Source organism: Lysinibacillus sp. AR18-8, assembly GCF_001705465.1.
GTDB lineage: Bacteria > Bacillota > Bacilli > Bacillales_A > Planococcaceae > Lysinibacillus > Lysinibacillus capsici.
Window position 1 is genome coordinate 55,591 of sequence record NZ_MDGU01000008.1, and the last position, 20,950, is coordinate 76,540.

22 protein-coding genes are annotated in these 20,950 nt (G+C 37.8%); all 22 read right to left on the minus strand.

Annotated elements, in window-relative coordinates:
- Window positions 1-12 precede the first annotated feature (12 nt).
- Window positions 13-1,323 (minus strand): UDP-N-acetylglucosamine 1-carboxyvinyltransferase, encoded by a 1,311-nt coding sequence (murA, locus tag BFM98_RS06895; protein WP_048395622.1) that lies wholly within the window; start codon window positions 1,321-1,323, stop codon window positions 13-15.
- A gap of 463 nt (window positions 1,324-1,786) precedes the next feature.
- A complete protein-coding gene (locus BFM98_RS06900; protein ID WP_004269481.1) occupies window positions 1,787-2,026 on the minus strand; it encodes a DUF1146 family protein in 240 nt (79 codons plus the stop codon).
- Between the two features lie 81 nt (window positions 2,027-2,107).
- Window positions 2,108-2,515: a F0F1 ATP synthase subunit epsilon gene (locus BFM98_RS06905; protein WP_004269480.1), complete on the minus strand. Its 408-nt coding sequence runs from the start codon at window positions 2,513-2,515 to the stop codon at window positions 2,108-2,110.
- Window positions 2,516-2,539: 24 nt separating this feature from the next.
- Entirely contained in the window at window positions 2,540-3,955 is a 1,416-nt protein-coding gene (gene atpD / locus BFM98_RS06910) for a F0F1 ATP synthase subunit beta (RefSeq protein WP_004269479.1), read from the minus strand.
- Window positions 3,956-4,006: 51 nt separating this feature from the next.
- On the minus strand, window positions 4,007-4,864 hold the full coding sequence (atpG, locus tag BFM98_RS06915; RefSeq protein ID WP_004269478.1) for an ATP synthase F1 subunit gamma: 858 nt from the start codon (window positions 4,862-4,864) through the stop codon (window positions 4,007-4,009).
- A 47-nt stretch (window positions 4,865-4,911) separates the two neighbouring features.
- Window positions 4,912-6,420, minus strand: coding sequence for a F0F1 ATP synthase subunit alpha (gene atpA, locus BFM98_RS06920; RefSeq protein ID WP_004269477.1), 1,509 nt, complete (start codon window positions 6,418-6,420; stop codon window positions 4,912-4,914).
- A 28-nt stretch (window positions 6,421-6,448) separates the two neighbouring features.
- On the minus strand, window positions 6,449-6,985 hold the full coding sequence (locus BFM98_RS06925; protein WP_036076089.1) for a F0F1 ATP synthase subunit delta: 537 nt from the start codon (window positions 6,983-6,985) through the stop codon (window positions 6,449-6,451).
- Window positions 6,982-7,503, minus strand: a complete 522-nt coding sequence (atpF, locus tag BFM98_RS06930) for a F0F1 ATP synthase subunit B (RefSeq protein ID WP_016992759.1) — start codon at window positions 7,501-7,503, stop codon at window positions 6,982-6,984. Before atpF ends, BFM98_RS06925 begins: the two co-directional genes overlap by 4 nt.
- Before the next feature lie 172 nt (window positions 7,504-7,675).
- Window positions 7,676-7,900: a F0F1 ATP synthase subunit C gene (gene atpE, locus BFM98_RS06935; RefSeq protein ID WP_004269474.1), complete on the minus strand. Its 225-nt coding sequence runs from the start codon at window positions 7,898-7,900 to the stop codon at window positions 7,676-7,678.
- 63 nt (window positions 7,901-7,963) lie between these two features.
- Window positions 7,964-8,674: a F0F1 ATP synthase subunit A gene (gene atpB, locus BFM98_RS06940; RefSeq protein ID WP_004269473.1), complete on the minus strand. Its 711-nt coding sequence runs from the start codon at window positions 8,672-8,674 to the stop codon at window positions 7,964-7,966.
- Window positions 8,675-8,710: 36 nt separating this feature from the next.
- Window positions 8,711-9,082 carry an ATP synthase subunit I gene (locus tag BFM98_RS06945; protein WP_004269472.1) on the minus strand — a complete coding sequence of 124 codons (372 nt, stop codon included), beginning with the start codon at window positions 9,080-9,082 and terminating at the stop codon, window positions 8,711-8,713.
- A gap of 537 nt (window positions 9,083-9,619) precedes the next feature.
- On the minus strand, window positions 9,620-10,741 hold the full coding sequence (gene wecB, locus BFM98_RS06950; RefSeq protein ID WP_066037053.1) for a non-hydrolyzing UDP-N-acetylglucosamine 2-epimerase: 1,122 nt from the start codon (window positions 10,739-10,741) through the stop codon (window positions 9,620-9,622).
- A gap of 157 nt (window positions 10,742-10,898) precedes the next feature.
- Window positions 10,899-11,528: a uracil phosphoribosyltransferase gene (gene upp / locus BFM98_RS06955; RefSeq protein ID WP_004269470.1), complete on the minus strand. Its 630-nt coding sequence runs from the start codon at window positions 11,526-11,528 to the stop codon at window positions 10,899-10,901.
- A 124-nt stretch (window positions 11,529-11,652) separates the two neighbouring features.
- Window positions 11,653-13,809, minus strand: coding sequence for an EAL domain-containing protein (locus BFM98_RS06960; RefSeq protein ID WP_066036935.1), 2,157 nt, complete (start codon window positions 13,807-13,809; stop codon window positions 11,653-11,655).
- 285 nt (window positions 13,810-14,094) lie between these two features.
- Entirely contained in the window at window positions 14,095-15,336 is a 1,242-nt protein-coding gene (glyA, locus tag BFM98_RS06965; RefSeq protein WP_048395620.1) for a serine hydroxymethyltransferase, read from the minus strand.
- A 58-nt stretch (window positions 15,337-15,394) separates the two neighbouring features.
- Window positions 15,395-15,937 (minus strand): TIGR01440 family protein, encoded by a 543-nt coding sequence (locus BFM98_RS06970; RefSeq protein WP_016992753.1) that lies wholly within the window; start codon window positions 15,935-15,937, stop codon window positions 15,395-15,397.
- An 86-nt stretch (window positions 15,938-16,023) separates the two neighbouring features.
- Window positions 16,024-16,461, minus strand: coding sequence for a ribose 5-phosphate isomerase B (rpiB, locus tag BFM98_RS06975; protein WP_004269466.1), 438 nt, complete (start codon window positions 16,459-16,461; stop codon window positions 16,024-16,026).
- Between the two features lie 327 nt (window positions 16,462-16,788).
- Entirely contained in the window at window positions 16,789-18,072 is a 1,284-nt protein-coding gene (locus BFM98_RS06980; RefSeq protein WP_004269465.1) for a methyl-accepting chemotaxis protein, read from the minus strand.
- Between the two features lie 8 nt (window positions 18,073-18,080).
- The gene (locus BFM98_RS06985) at window positions 18,081-18,521 is read right to left on the minus strand and encodes a low molecular weight protein arginine phosphatase (protein WP_054548714.1); all 441 of its coding nucleotides are present in this window, start codon (window positions 18,519-18,521) and stop codon (window positions 18,081-18,083) included.
- A 22-nt stretch (window positions 18,522-18,543) separates the two neighbouring features.
- Window positions 18,544-19,041: a manganese efflux pump gene (locus tag BFM98_RS06990; protein ID WP_048395616.1), complete on the minus strand. Its 498-nt coding sequence runs from the start codon at window positions 19,039-19,041 to the stop codon at window positions 18,544-18,546.
- Between the two features lie 169 nt (window positions 19,042-19,210).
- Window positions 19,211-20,245 (minus strand): L-threonylcarbamoyladenylate synthase, encoded by a 1,035-nt coding sequence (locus BFM98_RS06995; protein ID WP_066036936.1) that lies wholly within the window; start codon window positions 20,243-20,245, stop codon window positions 19,211-19,213.
- Between the two features lie 101 nt (window positions 20,246-20,346).
- Window positions 20,347-20,940 (minus strand): stage II sporulation protein R, encoded by a 594-nt coding sequence (locus tag BFM98_RS07000; protein WP_066036937.1) that lies wholly within the window; start codon window positions 20,938-20,940, stop codon window positions 20,347-20,349.
- Window positions 20,941-20,950: the final 10 nt, after the last annotated feature.

The following is a 20,950-nucleotide window of genomic DNA, read 5'->3' on the forward strand; positions in this document are numbered from 1 at the left end:
TTTAAAATCTATTTAGTTTGTAGGCAATTCAACTGTTACATCTTCAATTGTCACTACTTCTTCTGTAATACGTTCAATATTAGCACCAAGAGATGCTAATTTTCCATGGAAATCAACATAACCACGATCTAAATGATGAAGTTTTGTGACACGTGTCATTCCTTCTGATACAAGACCCGCTAAAATTAATGCAGCCGCAGCTCGTAAATCCGTTGCCATTACCTCAGCTCCCTGAAGATCCACAGGCCCCTCGATAAACACAGAACGTCCCTCTATTTTAGCACCAGCATTCATGCGACGGAATTCCTCAACATGCATAAAACGGTTTTCGAATACCGTTTCTGTAATAATACTCGTACCTTCAGCAGTAAGCATTAACGCCATCATTTGTGATTGCATATCTGTTGGGAAACCAGGATGTGGCATTGTTTTGATATCAACTGCTTTTAGTGTTTTAGGAACTCGTACACGGATTCCTTCATCCAACTCAGTAATTTCTACGCCCATCTCACGCATTTTAGCTATTAAAGCAGTCATATGCTCAGGAACTGCGTTTTCAATCACCACATCTCCTCTCGTAATAGCTGCTGCCACCATAAATGTACCAGCTTCAATACGGTCAGGAATAATATGATGCTCTACTCCATATAATGTATCGACTCCTTCTATACGAATCGTATTTGTCCCCGCACCGATTACACGGCCACCCATACTATTAATAAAGTTTGCAAGATCCACGATTTCAGGCTCTTTCGCTGCATTTTCAATTACAGTTGTCCCTTCAGCTAAAGATGCAGCTGTCATAATATTTTCAGTTGCCCCAACACTTGGGAAATCCAAATACACATTAGCCCCTTTTAAGCGACCCTCTGTCTTCGCCTCAACATAGCCATGGCCAAATGAAATTTTTGCACCCATTGCTTCAAAGCCTTTTAAGTGTAATTCAATCGGACGTGATCCAATTGCACAGCCTCCAGGAAGTGCTACACGAGCATAGCCATTACGAGCAAGTAGAGATCCCATTACTAAAATAGATGCACGCATTTTACTAACAAATTCAAATTGAGCTTCACTTGAAAGTTCTTTTGTTGCATCTATATATACGGCATTATCTTCAGGTATATATGTAACTGCTGCGTTTAAACTTTTAAGTACTTCATTTATTGTAAAGACGTCTGCTAAATTAGGGACTTCTTTAATTACATTTTCTCCTTTTGAAGCAAGTAAAGCTGCTGCAAGGATTGGTAACACTGCATTTTTTGCGCCCTCTACACGTACTTTCCCCTGTAGTTTTTGGCCGCCAGTCACTATTATTTTATCCACCCTATGTCCCTCCGAATTCAATCTATTAACCTACCAAATTTTTATTTTAATAAAGAAGTATAATGTCATAATCAGTAAACAAACAACTCTATAGTACAACTTTTCTAACGCTCGTTCAAGCGTCCAAATCACTATTTTAAGCCATTATTAGATTTTTTGCTATTTATTTATTGTACGCTGCTAAATTTTTTTTGTGAATGACCAATAACCTGTTCGCTTCTAATACATACCCAAAGATATATGAATAAAAAACAACTTTTCACTTTTTTCTATAAAAAATGAAGTGGCAGGCCCTATTATCGTACATTTATCAATGGGTATCTTGGTAGCTAATAGCGTAAAATTCATAAGAATTTAATGTATTAGCGTCTTTTTACATAGTTCAAAGGGCCACACAAATGGTATTATAAAGTCCTTTGAAGTATGTAGACCTCTAAATTTATGAAAGAAAGCTACGAATTCTTTAAAATAAATAAGGAAGTTTGCCTGACCAGCTAGATATTTGAAGAAAGAAATTAGATACTGCTGAGCCTATCGCAATACTAAGTAAAATATAAATGAGCTGAATTTGAAAAACTCGATTCTTTTTAAATAATTTTTCGATCATAAAAGCTTGTAATGCGTAAAAAGTAATAGCAATAAAAAATAGGTGAGACAAAATACCCAATAAAGCTTCTTGTCCGATCGCTTCATATATTTCCATGTAGCATCCTCCATTTCTCCTTCAATATGTTTATTCACCTTAAAAAACGGGCAGATGCGATATCTGCCCGTTAAAAATGAATTAGATATTACCCTCATGAACGTTGATACGATTCAACGCACGTTTTAATGCTAGGTCAGCACGTTTGAAATCAATGTTGTCTTGTTTACTTTGAAGACGTCCTTCAGCACGTTTAACGGCTTCTTTAGCACGTTGAACATCGATGCTTTCAGCAATTTCAGCAGACGGCGCTAAAATTGAGATTTTTTCTGGACGAACTTCAATGAAACCACCGCTTACTGCAACAATATCAGTCGAACCGTTTTCTTTTTTAAGCTTCACTGCACCAATTGCAAGTGGAGCAACCATTGGAATATGGCCTGCAAGAACACCGATTTCTCCTGAAGTTGTTTTAGCGATTACCATTGATACTTCAGAATCGTATACTGGGCCGTCGGGAGTGACAATATTGACTAGAACTGTCTTCATATTTTTTCCTCCTCGTCCCTAGTATTAAACCTCTACGCCCATGCTTTTCGCTTTTTCAACTACTTCATCAATTGAACCAACTAGACGGAAAGCATCTTCTGGTAGGTGATCCCATTTGCCATCAAGGATTTCCTTGAATGAACGAACAGTTTCTTTTACAGGTACATAAGAACCTTTTTGACCAGTGAATTGTTCCGCTACGTGGAAGTTTTGTGATAAGAAGAATTGAATACGACGAGCACGTTCTACTGTTTGTTTATCTTCATCAGATAACTCATCCATACCTAAGATTGCAATGATATCTTGTAATTCACGGTAACGTTGGATTGTACGTTGTACACCAGTAGCAATTGCGTAGTGCTCAGCGCCTACGATTTCAGGTGATAATGCACGAGAAGTCGAAGCTAATGGGTCAACCGCAGGGTAGATACCCATTTCAGATAATTTACGCTCAAGGTTAGTTGTTGCATCTAAGTGGGCGAAAGTTGTAGCTGGAGCCGGGTCAGTATAGTCATCGGCTGGTACATAAATCGCTTGAATAGAAGTTACAGATCCTTTGTTCGTAGATGTGATACGCTCTTGTAGTTTACCCATTTCAGTTGCAAGTGTTGGTTGGTAACCTACCGCAGAAGGCATACGACCTAATAGGGCAGAAACCTCAGAACCTGCTTGTGTGAAACGGAAGATATTGTCGATGAATAAAAGTACGTCTTGACCTTGCTCATCACGGAAGTATTCCGCCATTGTAAGACCAGTTAAAGCAACACGCATACGTGCACCAGGTGGTTCGTTCATTTGACCGAATACCATCGCTGTTTGCTTGATAACGCCTGAATCGCTCATTTCGAAGAATAAGTCGTTCCCTTCACGAGTACGCTCACCTACACCAGCGAATACAGAGATACCAGAGTGCTCTTGTGCGATATTGTTGATTAATTCTTGGATTAATACAGTTTTACCTACACCGGCACCACCGAATAGACCGATTTTACCACCTTTGATATATGGTGCAAGTAAGTCTACTACTTTGATACCTGTTTCAAGAATTTCAACTGTAGTTGAAAGATTCTCGAAAGTTGGTGCTTCACGGTGAATTGAATCACGACGTGCGTCTGCTGGAATCTCTTCACCTAAGTCAATTACTTCTCCAAGTACGTTGAATACACGACCTAGTGTAACTTCACCAACTGGTACTGAGATAGCTTTTCCTAAGTCTGTTACTTCTGCTCCACGTTGTAAGCCATCAGTAGATGACATCGCAATTGTACGAACAGAATCATCACCTAAATGAAGCGCAACTTCTAATGCAAGAATTGTTGGTTCTTCATTAGGACGTTCAATCTTAACTGTTAAAGCGTTATAGATTGCTGGTAATTGGCCATTGTCGAATTTAACGTCAACAACTGGACCCATTACTTGAATAACATGTCCTTTATTCATTACTGTGTACCCTCCTATCGTATTCTTATACGACATTGGGAAGCTGCTTGCCTATTCTAAGGCTGCAGCTCCACCAACGATTTCTGTAATTTCTTGTGTAATCGCCGCTTGACGTGCACGGTTATATTGCAAAGAAAGGTCTGAAATAAGATCAGTTGCATTATCTGTTGCATTTTTCATAGCCGTCATACGAGAAGCATGTTCACTTGCTTTTCCATCTAATAATGCGCCATAAACTAAGCTTTCCGCATATTGTGGAAGTAACACTTCTAGAATTGCTTCACCCGATGGCTCGAATTCATAAGAAGCAGTACCGCTTGCAGGGGCAATATCTGTTAATGGAAGAAGTTTTTTCTCTGTCACTTCGCTAGCAATAGCGCTGACAAAGTGATTATAGTACATATAAAGTTCGTCATACGTACCATCAATGAACATACCAACAGCATTACGAGCGATTTCTTTAATATCAGCAAATGTTGGTTGGTCAGGTAGACCGACAACATTACTGATGACATTATGATCACGTTTCACAAAGTAGTCACGAACAACACGACCTACTGCTAAAATAACGTATTCGTCTTTTGATTTATGACGCTCGTTAATCGTACGTTGTACTTGACGTAGGATACTTGAATTGTAAGCACCTGCAAGACCACGGTCAGAACCAATGACTAAGTAAGCCGTTTTCTTAACAGGACGAGCAGTTAACATTGGATGTCCGCTGTCTTTTGTCCCTGAAGCGATCGCGCCTACTACGTCCTGAATTTTTTCCATGTAAGGAACGTAAGCTTTAGCATTTTGCTCTGCACGACGTAACTTAGAAGAAGAAACCATCTGCATTGCTTTTGTAATTTGCTTCGTACTCTTTGTTGAAGTAATACGACCTTTAATTTCGCGTAAGTTTACCACTGGTATTTCACCACCTTCTGTTTTTTAATCAAGTGACTAGCTAAGACTTATTCTGATTTAGCGAAAGTTTTTTTGAATGCATTGATTGCTGCTTCATAATCCGCATCAGGAGCAAGCTCTTTAGTAGTACGAACATGATCTAAAACGTTTGTGTGGTTTGAATCTAACCAGCTTAAGAATTCTGATTCGAAGCGAACGATATCTTGTACTGGAATATCATCTAAATGACCTTTAGTTAATGCGTAAAGGATTGCAACTTGTTTTTCAACTTTTAGTGGTTTGTTAAGGTCTTGTTTAAGAACTTCAACCGTACGTTTACCACGCTCCAGTTTAGCAAGTGTTACTTTATCTAAATCTGAACCAAATTGAGCAAATGATTCAAGCTCACGGAATGCAGCTAAGTCAAGACGAAGTGTACCCGCAACCTTTTTCATCGCTTTAATTTGAGCAGATCCACCTACACGTGATACAGAAAGACCGGCGTTAATCGCTGGACGTACACCTGAGTTGAATAAGTCAGATTGTAAGAAGATTTGTCCATCAGTGATTGAGATTACGTTAGTTGGGATGTATGCAGAGATATCCCCAGCTTGTGTCTCAACGAATGGAAGAGCTGTAATTGAACCATTTTGATATGTTTCATTTAACTTCGCAGCACGTTCAAGTAAGCGGCTGTGTAAGTAGAAAACGTCACCAGGATATGCTTCACGACCTGGAGGACGGCGAAGAAGAAGTGAAAGTTCACGGTAAGCTGATGCTTGTTTAGAAAGATCATCATACACGATTAATACGTGTTTACCTTGTAACATGAATTCTTCAGCCATAGATACACCAGCAAATGGTGCTAAGAATAATAATGGAGCTGGTTGAGAAGCAGAAGCTGTCACAACGATTGTGTAATCTAAAGCGCCATGTTTACGAAGAGTTTCTACAACACCACGTACAGTAGATTCTTTTTGACCGATTGCTACGTAGATACAAATCATATTTTGGTCATTTTGGTTAAGAATTGTATCGATAGCTACAGATGTTTTACCAGTTTGACGGTCACCGATGATTAACTCACGTTGACCACGACCGATTGGTACTAATGCGTCAATCGCTTTAATACCAGTTTGTAGTGGTTCGTGTACTGATTTACGAGCCATTACACCGAAAGCTGGACTTTCGATTGGACGAGATTTTGTAGTGTTGATAGGACCTTGTCCATCCACTGGTTGTCCAAGTGGGTTTACAACACGACCAATTAGTTCTTCACCAACTGGTACTTCCATGATACGACCTGTACGACGAACTTCATCGCCTTCTTTGATGTCAGTGTATGGACCTAAGATTACGATACCAACGTTACCTTCTTCTAGGTTTTGAGCCATACCCATAACACCATTAGAGAACTCTAGTAGTTCTCCAGCCATGGCGTTGTCGAGGCCATGAGCAAGAGCAATACCGTCACCAATACGGATAACTGTACCAACTTCGCTTACTTTAAGTTCAGATTCATAATTCTCAATCTGTTGTTTAATCAGACTGCTGATTTCTTCAGCCTTGATGCCCATGTATGTCACCTCTCACATTTCTAAATTATTAACCGATTAATTCACGTTTTAGACGCTCTAGTTTATTAGCTACTGAGCTATCATAAATATGGTTACCGATTTGAACACGAATACCACCAAGTAAAGATGGATCAACTTCGTTTGTAATATTTAATGATTGTTTTCCAACAAGTTTCGCGAACGCTGCTGAAATATTAGCGCTTTCTTCTGCAGAAAGTGCACGTGTTGAAAATACTGTTGCATCTGCAGTGCCTTGTGCTTGCGCAGCAAGTTCAGCATATGCCTTAGCAATTTGTGTCATCTCGTTTACACGTTTTTTCTCAACTAGAAGTTGAACAGTGTGTAAAACTTCTGGTGTTGCACCATTAAAGATATCAGCTACCATTTGTTTTTTTCGTTCAACGGAGAACTTAGGTGCATTTAAAAGCGTTAAAAAATCAGGCGATTCTTTTACTACTTTTGTTAGTTCACTTAAGTCTGCTCCTACTTCAGTAAGAATATTTTTTTGTTGCGCCAATTCAAAAAGCGCTTGAGCGTAACGTTTTGCTACAGTTGAATTACTCATCGAGCTTCCCCTGCCTTCGCAATCGTCTCTTCAATTAGAGCACGGTTGTCTGCCTCAGAAATCTCTTTGCTAAGGACTTTAGATGCTGCAAGTACAGATAATGAAACGACTTCATCACGTACAGCTGCAATAGCTTTTTCTTTTTCAGACTCAATTTCACGTAAAGCCGATTCTTTTAAGCGATTTGCTTCATTACGAGCTACAGTAAGAATTTCTTCTTTTTGTAATTCGCCTTGCTTCTTAGCGCCTTCAACAATCGATTGTGCTTCTGTACGAGCTTCCTTAAGAAGGCTCTTTTGTTCTTCTAAAAATTGGTGCGATTCTTTGCGCGCTTTTTCAGCTGCTTCGATTTCACTCGCTACTAATTCTTCACGTTGTTGCATAATGCCCATAAGTGGACCCCAAGCGAATTTCTTAAGTAGTAACATTAATACGATGAAAATAACTAATGTTGCGATGATATCTCCACTATTTAACGAAGCACCGCCTGCACCTAGTACAAGATTATCTAAAAACACGATTGTTTCACTCCCTTCAAGAGCTATAACTTCAACATAATTTAATGACTAAAAAACTACCTATTTTAAAAAGCTATATTTACACATAGCTTTTATCAGTTCCAAAATGAAGGGCGAAGTTTCATCTGGAGAATCCTGCTTCGCCACTAGTAAAATTCAGTGTTCAACTGAATTATTTGTTCATTACGATGAATGCTACTACTACTGCGATGATCGGTAGGGCCTCAACTAATGCAACCCCGATGAACATTGTAGTTTGAAGAACGCCACGAGCTTCTGGTTGACGAGCGATACCTTCTACTGTTTTTGATACAATAAGACCGTTACCAATACCTGCACCAAGTGCACCTAAACCGATTGCGATTGCTGCTGCTAATAAACCTAATGAACCTGTCATTTGAAAATTTCCTCCTTGGAATTGTTTGTTTTTGTTGTTCAAGCATAGGGTATATGCTTTATATTAATGGTCATCGCTCACTTTATGAGCCATGTAAACCATTGTTAACATTGTGAAGATAAAGGCTTGGATAAAGCCGATGAAAATTGAGAAACCTTGCCATGCCATCATTGGAACGATTGCCCCGATGAATCCCACAGCACCTGATGATGCTAAACCTGCAAGTAAGCCAAGTAAAATCTCACCCGCGTAAATGTTACCGTAAAGACGTAAACCTAATGTTAATGTGTTTGCAAATTCTTCTACTATTTTAAGTGGGAACATGAATGACATTGGTTTGAAGAACGTACCAACATAATGACCTGTACCCTTCATTTTTACACCATAGAAATGCGTTAAGACTAATATCATTGCTGCTAATGTCATCGTTACTGTAGGGTCAGCTGTTGGTGATTTCCACCATAGCTCATGCCCATAGACAATTGAGAAAGGAAGACCTAGTAAGTTAGATACTGCGATAAACATAATTAGTGTGATACCTAGAACGTGGAATCGACCACCAGTTTTCCAATCCATGTTGCTTTTAATGATATTCTTAACGAAATCCATAATCCATTCCATAAAGTTTTGCATACCAGTAGGTTTTAACTTTAGGCTTCTAGTTGAAATAAAGGCAATTAAAAATACGATAATTGCTGCAACTAGTAACATCATAACTGTTGATAAGTTAAATGTTAAAAAACCGACTTCTAGTAACGGAGCTTCATGATTCATTGTTATTTTTCACCTCTCTTTCTAATTTAAAGCACATTAGCGGTTCCTTACATGTGACACAATTCTCTCGACAAAGAGAAAAACGTACGGAATCATTAGCCCTATAACCGTGCTAATTAAGTGAAAATAGTTTGGCAACGAAATGGCTATTGCGACTGCCGCAACACCTGATCCAAAGCGAAGCGCTGTACCAAGTGAGCCTATTTTCTTCCCTTCACTAATGGATCTGTCAAACTTCTCCATACGCCGAACTAAAATCCAAAAATTATACGTACCAAAGAATGCACCGACTGCGATGCCCGCAAAAACAGTTTGATAGGGGGTAAATCCCCAGCCTAATGCGCAGAGTGCAAGCAAAAAAAATAACGCCCTCTTCTGCACAGCAAAAATGTGATGCAAATCTAGCATTGGTTGTAATCTCCTGAATCATTTTTTCGAGTAATGAAAACGTTTGCTGACCACTATGTGAAATCAGAAAAGAGCAGTGAAAAGCACTACTCACAGCGGAATAGTAATGGGAGAGTCATTTCAATTACAGGTGTAAATGCCCAAAAAAATAACTTACACCCCTTACCGACTCGGTAAAAACCGAAACGCACAAAACGTTGCAAATCGACAGTCTTATTTTGAACTGTCAATTTAGTAGAAAGTTGATATAACAAGTGTTTCAACGTCCTATTTATGAACAGAAACCCTTATCATTCTTACCCTTTGTAAGCATACAATAGGTGATATTTGAAGTCAATTGGTAAAGGAGAAAAACTTCACAGCCTCTATACTCTTGTCAAATTGTTGACAAATTTGTGTATGAAATTTCATAGTTTCAAAATTTCTCAACCTTCTCACGCATAAAAAAAGCTAATTTACGACAAGATTATGCTCGTAAATTAGCTTACCCATTTCAACAGGTACATTAGACTTATTTTTAATATAAAATATAGTATTTTAATTAGTTTTTTGCAAAAATCCTAGCAATGCTTCAACAATACGCTTAGATGCATGTCCATCTCCATATGGATTTGATGCTTTAGCCATTGCTTCATAGGCATTATTATCTGTTAGTAATTCCTTTGCTAAGGCGTAAATTGTTTCCTCTTCTGTTCCTGCTAACTTTAATGTTCCTGCTGCAATCCCCTCTGGACGTTCTGTCGTATCTCTAAGAACAAGCACTGGCTTCCCTAATGAAGGTGCCTCTTCTTGTACACCGCCTGAATCCGTTAAGATCATATATGAATTTGCCGCAAAGTTATGGAAATCAAATACTTCAAGAGGCTCAATTAAATGCACTCGTTTATTATTCCCTAAAATTTCATTAGCAATTTCTCTTACAGCCGGATTCATATGAACTGGATAAACTACTTGAACATCCTCATGTTCTGCGAGTATTCTAGTGATCGCTTTAAACATATGGCGCATTGGTTCACCAAGATTTTCGCGACGATGTGCCGTTAATAAAATCATGCGATCCTCGCCAATTTTATCTAATACAGGATGCGTGTAGTGTTCACTGACTGTTGTTGCTAATGCGTCTATTGCTGTATTACCTGTAACAAAAATCGTCGCTGGATTTTTGTTCTCATCTAAAAGATTCTTTTTAGATACTTCAGTTGGCGCAAAATGTAAATCTGCCATCACGCCTGTTAGTTGGCGATTCATTTCCTCTGGATATGGTGAATATTTGTTCCATGTTCGAAGTCCCGCTTCTACATGTCCTATAGCAATTTGGTTATAGAACGCAGCGAGGCTTGCAATGAAAGTCGTTGCTGTATCACCATGTACCAAAACGATATCTGGTTGTGCTTCCTTCATTACTTTATCTAAACCCTGTAATGCGTTTGTCGTTACATCAATTAATGTTTGGCGATCCTTCATTATATTTAAGTCATAGTTTGGTGTAATACTAAACGTCTCTAATACTTGATCGAGCATTTGGCGATGCTGTGCTGTTACAGTTACAATAGATTCTACTTGCTTAGGATACTTTTGTAACTCCAAAACAAGAGGAGCCATTTTAATTGCTTCTGGTCTTGTACCAAAAATCGTCATTACTTTCCATTTCTTTGTCAAAACGATCTGCACCGTCCTTTTTGTTATTGTATAGTAAGATCAATCTCCTGTTGATGAGGGATTACTTACCTACACATACTATGAAACGCCCTTCAATTTGAAGGACGCTTTCACAAATTATTAGTTTCCTAAATGAGGAAATTTCATGTATGGATTTTTATTTTGTACCGAATAGACGGTCTCCGGCATCACCTAAGCCTGGTACAATATAACCATGGTCGTTTAATTTTTCATCAAGTGCAGCAATGTAAATATCTACATCCGAATGTTCTTCTTGAATAGCTTTCACACCCTCTGGTGCAGCGATTAAGCACATGAATTTAATGTTTTTAGCTCCACGTTTTTTCAGTGAATGAATTGCCTCCACTGCAGAACCACCAGTTGCAAGCATTGGATCTACAATGATGAAATCACGTTCTTCAACATCTGCAGGAAGTTTTGCGTAATATTCAACTGGTTTTAATGTTTCTGGATCACGGTAAAGACCAATATGACCAACTTTTGCAGCAGGGATAAGCTTTAATACGCCATCTACCATACCGATACCTGCACGTAAAATTGGTACGATTGCAAGTTTTTTACCAGAAAGTACTTTTGTTTTTGCAATTGTTACAGGTGTTTCAATTTCAATTTCCTCTACTGGCATATCACGTGTAATTTCAAATGCCATTAGTGTTGCCACTTCGTCTACTAGCTCACGAAATTCTTTTGTTCCTGTATTCTTGTCGCGAATATAAGTTAATTTGTGTTGGATTAGTGGATGATCAAATACATAGACTTTGCTCAAAGGGATTCTCTCCTCACCGTTCGGATTCATTTTTATCTCAACTAGTATAACAGAAAAAAGGAGTCGCCTCAAAAATAAATTTAGGACAACTCCATTTATCATCTATTCTTTTGTCAAAACTAAGTTATTGATCAAGGATTATATCTAATTGTTCAATTGGCATTGGCTTGAAATAGAAGTATCCTTGTCCTACTGTGCATCCTAGCGCACGTAGAATCTCAACCTGTTCCTCTGTCTCTATACCCTCTGCCACTGAAATCATCCCTAAATTTAATGCTAACTGAATGATAGAGCGAACAATAGCAAGTGTTGCTGGATCTTCAATAGCATTGATGAAGCTACGATCAATCTTTAGTTCAGCAAACGGTAGTTGTTGTAAATAGCTTAATGAAGAAAAGCCTGTTCCAAAATCATCTACGGATGTTTTAAAGCCATAGCTCTTCAGCTCTTGAATGATCTTATAGGCTGATTGGAAATCTACTAAACCAATATTTTCTGTCACCTCTAAGATAATATAGCTAGGGTCAATATTGTACTTCCGCACAAGTTTCAGTGTATCCTGAACAAAGTGCGTGTAGTAAAAATGGTCAGGTGAAATATTGACAGCTATTTTCACTAATTTCCTTCCTAGGCGTTGTCGTTCTGAAAGCCATGAGAGTACCGTCTCTAAAATAAGCACATCAATTTCTCGAACCTTACCAGCACTCTCAGCTACTGGAATAAAGACTGCTGGTGAAACAAAACCCAATTTTGGAGAAATCCATCTTGCGAGTGCTTCAATACTTTGAATTTCCCCATTGCGTAAATCTACTTTAGGCTGTAAGTGGACTGTTATTTCTTTATTTTTGATGGCTTCTGACAAATGATTTAAAACCGTCATCTTCTGTACAAGCACATCATTTTTCTCTGTTGTAAATATTTCAGTATGTGTGCCTGGCCTATCGATTGCAAAGGATAACGCATTATCTGCAAAACGAATCGCATCATTAATATTTATGTCATCATTATAGGAAGCAATACCTGTTTTTAATGTAATATAGATTTGCTTTCCTCCTATAATAAAAGGCTGGCGAATCGTTTCTTTTATTCTCATCTCATAATCATTCAAATCTTCATGAAGTGACATTGTAGTCATAATCAAACTAGAGCTAGTGAATCTAGCAACATACTCATTACTTTCTGACTTGTCTTGCTCAAGACGTTTGGCAAGTTGTCTTAAAAGTTCATCACCAATTTCACGGCCATATAATTCAACTACTTGATGAAATTCACTAGGTTTTAATATTTTAATAAAGCCGCTTTGCCCCTGCTGGACTTCCCTTTCAATCGTATTAACAAAGCTGTGACGATTAGGCAGACCTGTTGTAATGTCTGTATAGGCTAAATCCCAAATTTTTTTCTGCGTCCTTGCATATGAATAAGCCAATGCAACAAGAGCACCCATTTTTCGAAACATATTTTTAAGCATTTGGTCACTTTGTGTTTTTTGGCTAAATATCGAGAAAACACCTATTACTTGCCGCTGTTGATTACGTATAGGGATAAACCATCCATGCGGCTTTTTAGCTAGCGAAGCATATTGCTTATGTTCTTTAGGAATATTCACTTCATCTAAATTTTCTATGAAAGTAGACGTTTCTGATTGCATGACCTTATTAAAGAAATCATTGTTTGTACAACATTTTGGTACGCTCTCTGTTTGATTATCTCCTATGAAAACTTGTAATTGGTTTACTTCTGTTTTTATAAGCACCATACTTGCAATATTTGGCATGAAAAATTCATCGAGGCCTTGACAAATAAGCTTCATCTTTTGCTCAAAAGTAAACTCCTTCTCAATTGCCCTGTACATATCATTTTCTAAACGCATTAAGAAGTCTTCTGTATGATAATATGTAACATCCTTCACTAATACTAAAACAAATTGCGTTACATTTGCCTCATTGCAAAAAGGTAATGCTTGTATTTCTGCCCAAAAGGGAGGTTTATCGATGCCATTATGATATAGCTTCGCCTGCACCATTATGCCGTTATGTATTTTTTCTTTAATCATTTCAATGGTTGTCATTTTTTCGTCCATTGATAGCCATGAAAAATAATCAGTATTTAGAATTTGTGAACGTGCAGCATTAGTAAGCATACAAAAAGAATCATTACACTCTACTATGTAATGATGCTTCGTCGCATCAAAAATAACGTAGCTTTCTTTCGAATTATTACCTAATTTGCGAATGCTGTTTAATAATACATCATAATCTGTGTTTAACGATTTAGTGACCATCCAACCCCTCCTTTTCTATCACTTCATCTCATTTCCATTGTACATAAAATTTAATTAAATTTTCACTTTTATTAAAAAAAACTTCTTTTCTAGGACACTATCTGTCCTCTGCCTACTATAATATATCCCTTTATACCGTTTTTATGTAAATTTATTCAAAAATAAGAGGATTATTCTACTTTATTAGAAAAAAGATGTTTTTTACAGTTTAATCCTCCATTTCCAAAATAAAAAGCTGTATTTAAAGTAAATTTTGTACTTTAAATACAGCTATTATTCTATTGATTATACATATAGTGGATGCTTATCAGTTAATGCCTTCACACGATCTTTTGCATCTGCTTTAACTGCCTCATCTTCAGGGCTTTTAAGAACAGCCGCTATAATTGCTCCTACTTCTTTCATATCTTCCTCTTTAAAGCCACGAGAAGTGACCGCTGGAGTACCAATACGAATTCCAGAAGTGACAAATGGAGATTCAGTATCGTAAGGGATTGTATTTTTATTTGTTGTAATCCCTACTTCATCTAGTGCGTGCTCTGCTACTTTACCTGTTAAACCAAGAGATTTAACATTTAGCAGTAATAAATGGTTATCTGTACCACCAGAAACAATTTCAACACCCTCAGCAATTAATACTTCTGCTAATGCCTTTGCATTGGCTTTAATTTGTTTTGCATAGTCTTTAAATTCTGGTTGTAAAGCTTCTCCAAATGCTACAGCTTTTGCAGCAATAACATGCATTAATGGGCCACCTTGAATGCCTGGGAATACAGATTTATTTAGTTTTTGCTCCCATTCTTTTGAAGCAAGAATTAATCCACCACGTGGTCCACGTAATGTTTTATGTGTAGTTGATGTAACAAAATCAGCATATGGCACTGGTGATTGATGTTCGCCAGCAGCTACAAGTCCAGCAATGTGTGCCATATCCACCATGAAATAGGCTCCGACTTCGTCTGCAATTTCACGGAATTTAGAGAAGTCAATTTCACGTGGATAAGCAGATGCACCAGCAACAATCAGTTTCGGTTTATGCTCTAAAGCCTTTTGTCGTACATCTTCATAATCAATCACTTGTGTATCTTGTGTTACACCATACTCTACAAAATTATATAGAATACCAGAGAAGTTTACTGGAGAACCATGTGTTAAGTGACCACCATGCGAAAGGTTCATACCCAGAACTGTGTCACCTGGTTCTAGAATCGTATGGTAAACAGCCATGTTTGCTTGTGCACCTGAGTGTGGTTGCACATTTGCATATTCTGCTCCGAAGAGTTCTTTTACACGATCACGTGCAATGTCTTCTACTACGTCTACATGCTCACAGCCACCATAATAGCGTTTACCAGGATAACCTTCAGCGTATTTATTTGTCAGTACTGATCCTTGCGCTTCCATCACTGCTTCGGATACAAAGTTTTCTGATGCAATCAATTCAATATTTGCTTGCTGACGTGTTTTTTCTGCAAGAATTCCATCTAGTACTGCTTTGTCTTGTACTGCTAATTTTTCATATGCCATGTTTGAAAAAGCCTCCTAAAGTATCGTTATTCATCTCTACCACTAAATAGGGTGGTAATTATTTATATACTGCACGTTCTCCGCCAATTAGCTTAGGACGTGTTGTTGCAATCGTCACAACAGCTTCTCCTACCATTTTTACCGATGTTCGAACAGGCACAGCTACTGCTTTCAAATGCATACCGATTAATGTTTGTCCAATATCAATACCTGCATGTGCCTGTATTGTTTCAACAATCACTGGGTTATCAAATTGCGTATAGGCATATGCTGACATTGAGCCGCCTGCCGTACGTACTGGGACAACCGCTACTGGATCATAGCCAAATTTTTCAGCTGTAGATGCTTCCATAGTAATGGCGCGATTTATATGCTCACAACCTTGGAATGCTAAAAGCAATTGATGCTTTGCTGCAAATTCTTGTAACGGCTCAAAAATGGCTTCTGCTATCTCCAATGCTCCCGCTGTGCCAATTTTCTGACCAATCACTTCAGATGTAGAGCACCCTACTACAAAAATTGTATGGGGTCGTAATGTTACTTGCTCTTCAAATTCACTGAGTAACTGAGTCAAATGTGTTCGTATTTGTTTTACAACCATTAAGCTCAGCTCCTTCATCTATATCCATTAAAATTATGCCATATATGACATCCTATACGAATGCCATATATGGAATAACAAAACTATTATTGCTCTAGTTCAGTAATTTTTTCAATACGGCGTACATGGCGGCCACCTTCAAAATCGGTTTCTAGCCATGCTTGTACGATTTCACGTGCAAGGCCAGGGCCAATTACACGTTCGCCCATTGCTAAAATATTTGAATCATTATGGCAACGCGTTGCCTTGGCACTAAATACATCATGTACTAATGCACAACGTATGCCCTTGACCTTATTAGCGGCAATGGACATACCAATTCCTGTGCCACAAATTAAAATGCCTTTATCAAATTCTCCGTTAGCAACACCCTCAGATACAGGTTTTGCATAGTCTGGATAGTCTACTGAATCCGCAGATTGTGGACCAAAATCTTCGTAGCTAATTTGAAGTTCATCTAATAGCTGCATAATCTCACGACGTAAGTTATTGCCTCCGTGATCAGAAGAAATTGCTATTCTCACTGGGTTCCCTCTTTTCGAATTATAGTCAACCTTAGTGTACCACTTCTTTCTGAAGAATAACACGATTTTTCTTATGTTTTTACGTTGATTTTTCCCGAAAGACGAACATTAATTGTATGTTAACATAAAATTATTCACTTTTAAACTTATTTTTTGTGGATAATGTGAATATCATGTTAATAAGTTCGGATAATGGTCTTTTGTTGTAATATTCCATCTACTGAAGTTTTTTTAGCTTTTTACTTACAGTGGACATAAATTGTCCTTTAATAAAAAAGGTTATACATAAATCCAATTTTTCATGGGATTTATGTATAACCTTCAGGACTATGCTTGTCTATCAAATTGTTGGATCATTTTATGCAATGCTTCCGATTGCTTTTTCAAACTTTGAGCCAGATGCTCGACTTGTTCAATTGCATAGGCTTGCTCTTCAGCAGCACTACGAACTTCCTGTGCACCTGCTGACGTTTGTTCCGCAATGGCAGCAACTTCCTGTGATTGTCGAGCTGTCGTTTCAATATTATGCATTTGCTGTTCAATTAAAGAAGAAATCTCAACAATTGATGTTGCCATTTCATGTACATTCGAAGCCATATTTTCTACTGCTGTCGTTGTTTCAGAAACTCGATCAGCTTCCTTTGTTGCAAAGGCAACTTGTTCGTTCATTTGTTTCACAACTACCTCTACGTTTTGCTGCATGGTTTGAATTAAAGCTGTAATTCCTTGCACTGCTTTTGCACTTTCATCAGCCAAACCACGGACTTCTTCAGCTACTACTGCAAAGCCTTTTCCATGTTCTCCTGCACGAGCAGCTTCTATAGAGGCGTTTAGTGCCAACAGATTGGTTTGTGCTGCAATGTCACCAACTAAGCTAATTATTCGTTCTACCTGTCCAGCATTCTCTTCTAGCGCATGAATGCTTTTTAATGCCTCATTATTGCCTGTCGCAATTTGTTGAATACTATTCACTAATGTTTCAATGGCTTTTGTTGTTGTCGATAAATTATGTAGAATCTCTTTAGTTTGTGATGCTGATGCTTCTGCCCTACTATTTACCTCTGTTGCAAGCGTTCTTACATCTTCAATCGCTTCAGCAGTATCTTGTACAGCAGTTGCAGATGCTTCTGCTCCTGTAGAAATATGCTTTACGGTAGATGCAATGCCTTCTGCCTTTCTTGTTGCCACTCCTGCTTCATCTGAAAGCTGGATAATCGATTGATTCGTTTGTTGGAAGTTATGATCAATACTTTCCACCATTTGACGTAAGTTTAACACCATTTGTTGGAATGCCTCTGCAACAGATCGAATCTCATCATTTGTATTAGGCATTTGTACATCCTGTCCTATTTTTCCTTCTGCCACAAGTGTTGCAGAGTGTTCAAGCTGCTGCAACGGCTTGATGAGGATTACACTTAAAAAGGCAGCTAATATCCCTGACCAAGTTATGCCTAACGCATACGTAATCACTTCAAAAACTTTTCGATTTGTGTCAGGGAAGAAGGTAGGTTGTAAAAACTCAATGAATATAAAACTGACACTGTAGGTGATTAGTGCAAGAACACTAACAAATAACACCAACTTTAGGCGTAAACCAAATTGTTTTTTCATAGGACCCCTCAATTCTTTTCTAGTTTTTGTATTAATTGATCAACCAGTTCTTTTAATTCTGCAAATGTTGCTTCATAAATTGCTCTATTACCACCATAAGGATCCACTACATTTTCTAAACTGCCCTCATTTGTATACTCTTTCAATGTAAATACTTTATGCTCAGCTTCTGGATAATTGGAAATGACGGTATCTTTGTGAGCAGTCGTCATCGTTAAAACTAAGTCTGCCCATGCCATTTCAGCTTGTGATAATTGCGTCGCAAAATGTTGATGGGACATTTGGGCTTCATTTAACACTTGTTGTGCATGTGCTGACATTTGTGCATTAGGCATCGCATAAATACCCGCTGAGCGCACTTCTACATTGTTTATTTGTTTATGTTTTAAAATAGCTTCTGCCATCGGACTGCGACAAGTATTGCCTGTACAAACAAATAATATTTTCACACTTATCACTCTCCAATTTTATCTATTGTTGAATAGCTAGAATACTCATGATTATAAATATAATGCCAGCAATGATTTGAATTTTATTGCCAAAAAAGACTTGGCTCCTACGTGCTATAACTAATGACCCATAAGCACAAATTAATGCACTTAAGCCTGCACTCATAATAAAAATCGTTTTTTCTAAGTTAAGCATACCAAAAGAAACACTAACTGAAAAGGTGTCTAGGCTTGCAGTCACTGCTAAAAGTACAGGTGAAATCGTTACTTTTTCATCTCTGTGAGAAAATAATAATAAATGCATCCCGATACAAAATAATAAAATACTTGAAATCCATTGTCCCCATTCTAATAGAAATCGAACTAAATAGCTTCCTAATTCAAACCCTAATAAAGGAAAAAGCATATGTAATGCAGCCGTCCATAATGATAAAAATAATCGATATCTAACATTTGGCAGCAAAACATATAGACCAATCACATCAACAGACGTTAATATACCTGCAAGAATTCCCTGCAAGAACGCACTCCTTCGCTCCCTAATATTTTATCATTTTATGCTCGAAAATACATTATTATCATAACTGTTTACTATTGTTTTTCATTTTTAACATATAATAATTGGACAAAAAAAGACAAAAAACATGTGGTTTTTCAATGTCTTTTGCCTATAATTGTTCTATTATTATTTACAATGAATACCATTTACCTCCAGAGGCTTTTTCAAGTCTATTCATAATAGCTGCACCTACTCCTTCTATTGAAGTAGTTGTTGCTAATATTACGGTAGCGGTAGTTTTATCACATGCTCTAAGTGCATTATATAAGGCCGCACCCATTTCTTCTTTACTTCCTGCTTCACCAATAGAGAAGTAAAAATCCACTTTAATTTCTTCAAAGTTCTCAGGTGCAAGTAGTGCTACACTATGTCCTTGTCTCTTTAAATGTAGAACAGCTTCGTTGACTTTCTCAACATCACAGTCTATTAAATACACGGGAGCATTTGGTGCATAATGCGTATATTTCATTCCCGGTGCCTTAGGCGTTGCGTCTAGCTTCTGTTCTATTTTAGTTGGTTGAATCACTGGACCAATCTTAGCCTCAAGCATTTCCTTCGTAATGCCACCTGGACGTAAAATTACTGGAGGTTCATGTGTCACATCTAGTACAGTAGACTCAAGCCCTATGCCTGTAGAACCTCCATCTAAAATATAAGGTATGTACCCTTCTAAATCATCTAAAACATGAACGGCTTCTGTAGGACTTGGCTTTCCACTACGATTAGCGCTCGGTGCAGCAAGCGGTTTTTGGAGCTGTTGTAGTAAGGCGAGCGCTACTGGATGATCAGGCATTCGAATGCCAACTGTTGATAACCCAGCTGTGACACTTTTAGCTAATACATCTGGCTTTGCTGGCATCACCAGTGTTAATGGTCCTGGCCAAAATAAATCCATGCATTGTTTAGCTATGTCAGAAATATGGTCGATATAGATCGCTACTTCCTCTTTTGTACCAACGTGGACAATTAAAGGATTATCTGAAGGTCGACCTTTTGCTTCAAATATCTTTTTAACTGCCAGATCATTTGTGGCAATCGCTCCTAAGCCATAAACCGTCTCTGTTGGAAATGCGACTACCTCTCCTGCATTTAAGATATCCACAGCTTGTGTATAATTAATCTGACTATTCACATTACTGTCCACAACCTTACAAACAGTTTTCATGATTAATACCTACCTTCAATTATTCGTTTTTACTGAATTATCCACATATTGTTTATAACTTAATAAAAAATGTGTATAAGTTGTCTGAATTTGTGCACAATTCATTCAAAAAGTCCTTTAATCCATTCCCATATAAAGAATGTAACTTGTTCTTTTTCTTCTACTTCTACTTCTTCTTTTACCTCTTCTTTATCAGGCTCACATATCGATGGGAAGATACTGCACCACCAGTTATCTCCACGGGCATCACCAATCTTTACAACAATTGATTGATAGACATTTTGTGGATAAAGTACAGCACCTTGTCTTTTTGGTGGGAATAAATTATCCCCAACAACAACCTGTGCATCCAATTGTGGATAATTTTCGCTCAGTTCAGCTTCAATTTGTTGTTTTAACGAAAGAATTTGCTCATTCCCCGCAAATCCAGCCGTACCCAGTTGTAGAAAGTATGGCTTTAAATCTTGGACAAGCTGCTGTTTCTCTAGCTGATCTTGTGCAGTATTACTGTTTGCAATAACACGTATACGAAAATCTTTTTCTTGCACATCACCGGAAGATTCCTTCGCCAAACCTACTAATGTTGGGATATATAAAACACATAACTGTAAAACAATCGCAATTAATACTAGTCTAGCAAAAGCTAGAAAGATATTTTGTTTAGGTAATCTAATAATCTTGTATTCGTTCAACATAAAAATCCCT

Coding starts and splice junctions, on each gene's coding strand:
- BFM98_RS06900 (WP_004269481.1), bottom strand. CDS start 2,026: ATGGAAATATATGAAGCGATCGGACAAGAAGCTTTATTGGGTATTTTG.
- BFM98_RS06905 (WP_004269480.1), bottom strand. CDS start 2,515: ATGAAGACAGTTCTAGTCAATATTGTCACTCCCGACGGCCCAGTATAC.
- atpD (WP_004269479.1), bottom strand. CDS start 3,955: ATGAATAAAGGACATGTTATTCAAGTAATGGGTCCAGTTGTTGACGTT.
- atpA (WP_004269477.1), bottom strand. CDS start 6,420: ATGGGCATCAAGGCTGAAGAAATCAGCAGTCTGATTAAACAACAGATT.
- BFM98_RS06925 (WP_036076089.1), bottom strand. CDS start 6,985: ATGAGTAATTCAACTGTAGCAAAACGTTACGCTCAAGCGCTTTTTGAA.
- atpE (WP_004269474.1), bottom strand. CDS start 7,900: ATGACAGGTTCATTAGGTTTATTAGCAGCAGCAATCGCAATCGGTTTA.
- atpB (WP_004269473.1), bottom strand. CDS start 8,674: ATGAATCATGAAGCTCCGTTACTAGAAGTCGGTTTTTTAACATTTAAC.
- BFM98_RS06945 (WP_004269472.1), bottom strand. CDS start 9,082: ATGCTAGATTTGCATCACATTTTTGCTGTGCAGAAGAGGGCGTTATTT.
- BFM98_RS06960 (WP_066036935.1), bottom strand. CDS start 13,809: ATGGTCACTAAATCGTTAAACACAGATTATGATGTATTATTAAACAGC.
- glyA (WP_048395620.1), bottom strand. CDS start 15,336: ATGGCATATGAAAAATTAGCAGTACAAGACAAAGCAGTACTAGATGGA.
- BFM98_RS06970 (WP_016992753.1), bottom strand. CDS start 15,937: ATGGTTGTAAAACAAATACGAACACATTTGACTCAGTTACTCAGTGAA.
- BFM98_RS06980 (WP_004269465.1), bottom strand. CDS start 18,072: ATGAAAAAACAATTTGGTTTACGCCTAAAGTTGGTGTTATTTGTTAGT.
- BFM98_RS06995 (WP_066036936.1), bottom strand. CDS start 20,245: ATGAAAACTGTTTGTAAGGTTGTGGACAGTAATGTGAATAGTCAGATT.
- BFM98_RS07000 (WP_066036937.1), bottom strand. CDS start 20,940: ATGTTGAACGAATACAAGATTATTAGATTACCTAAACAAAATATCTTT.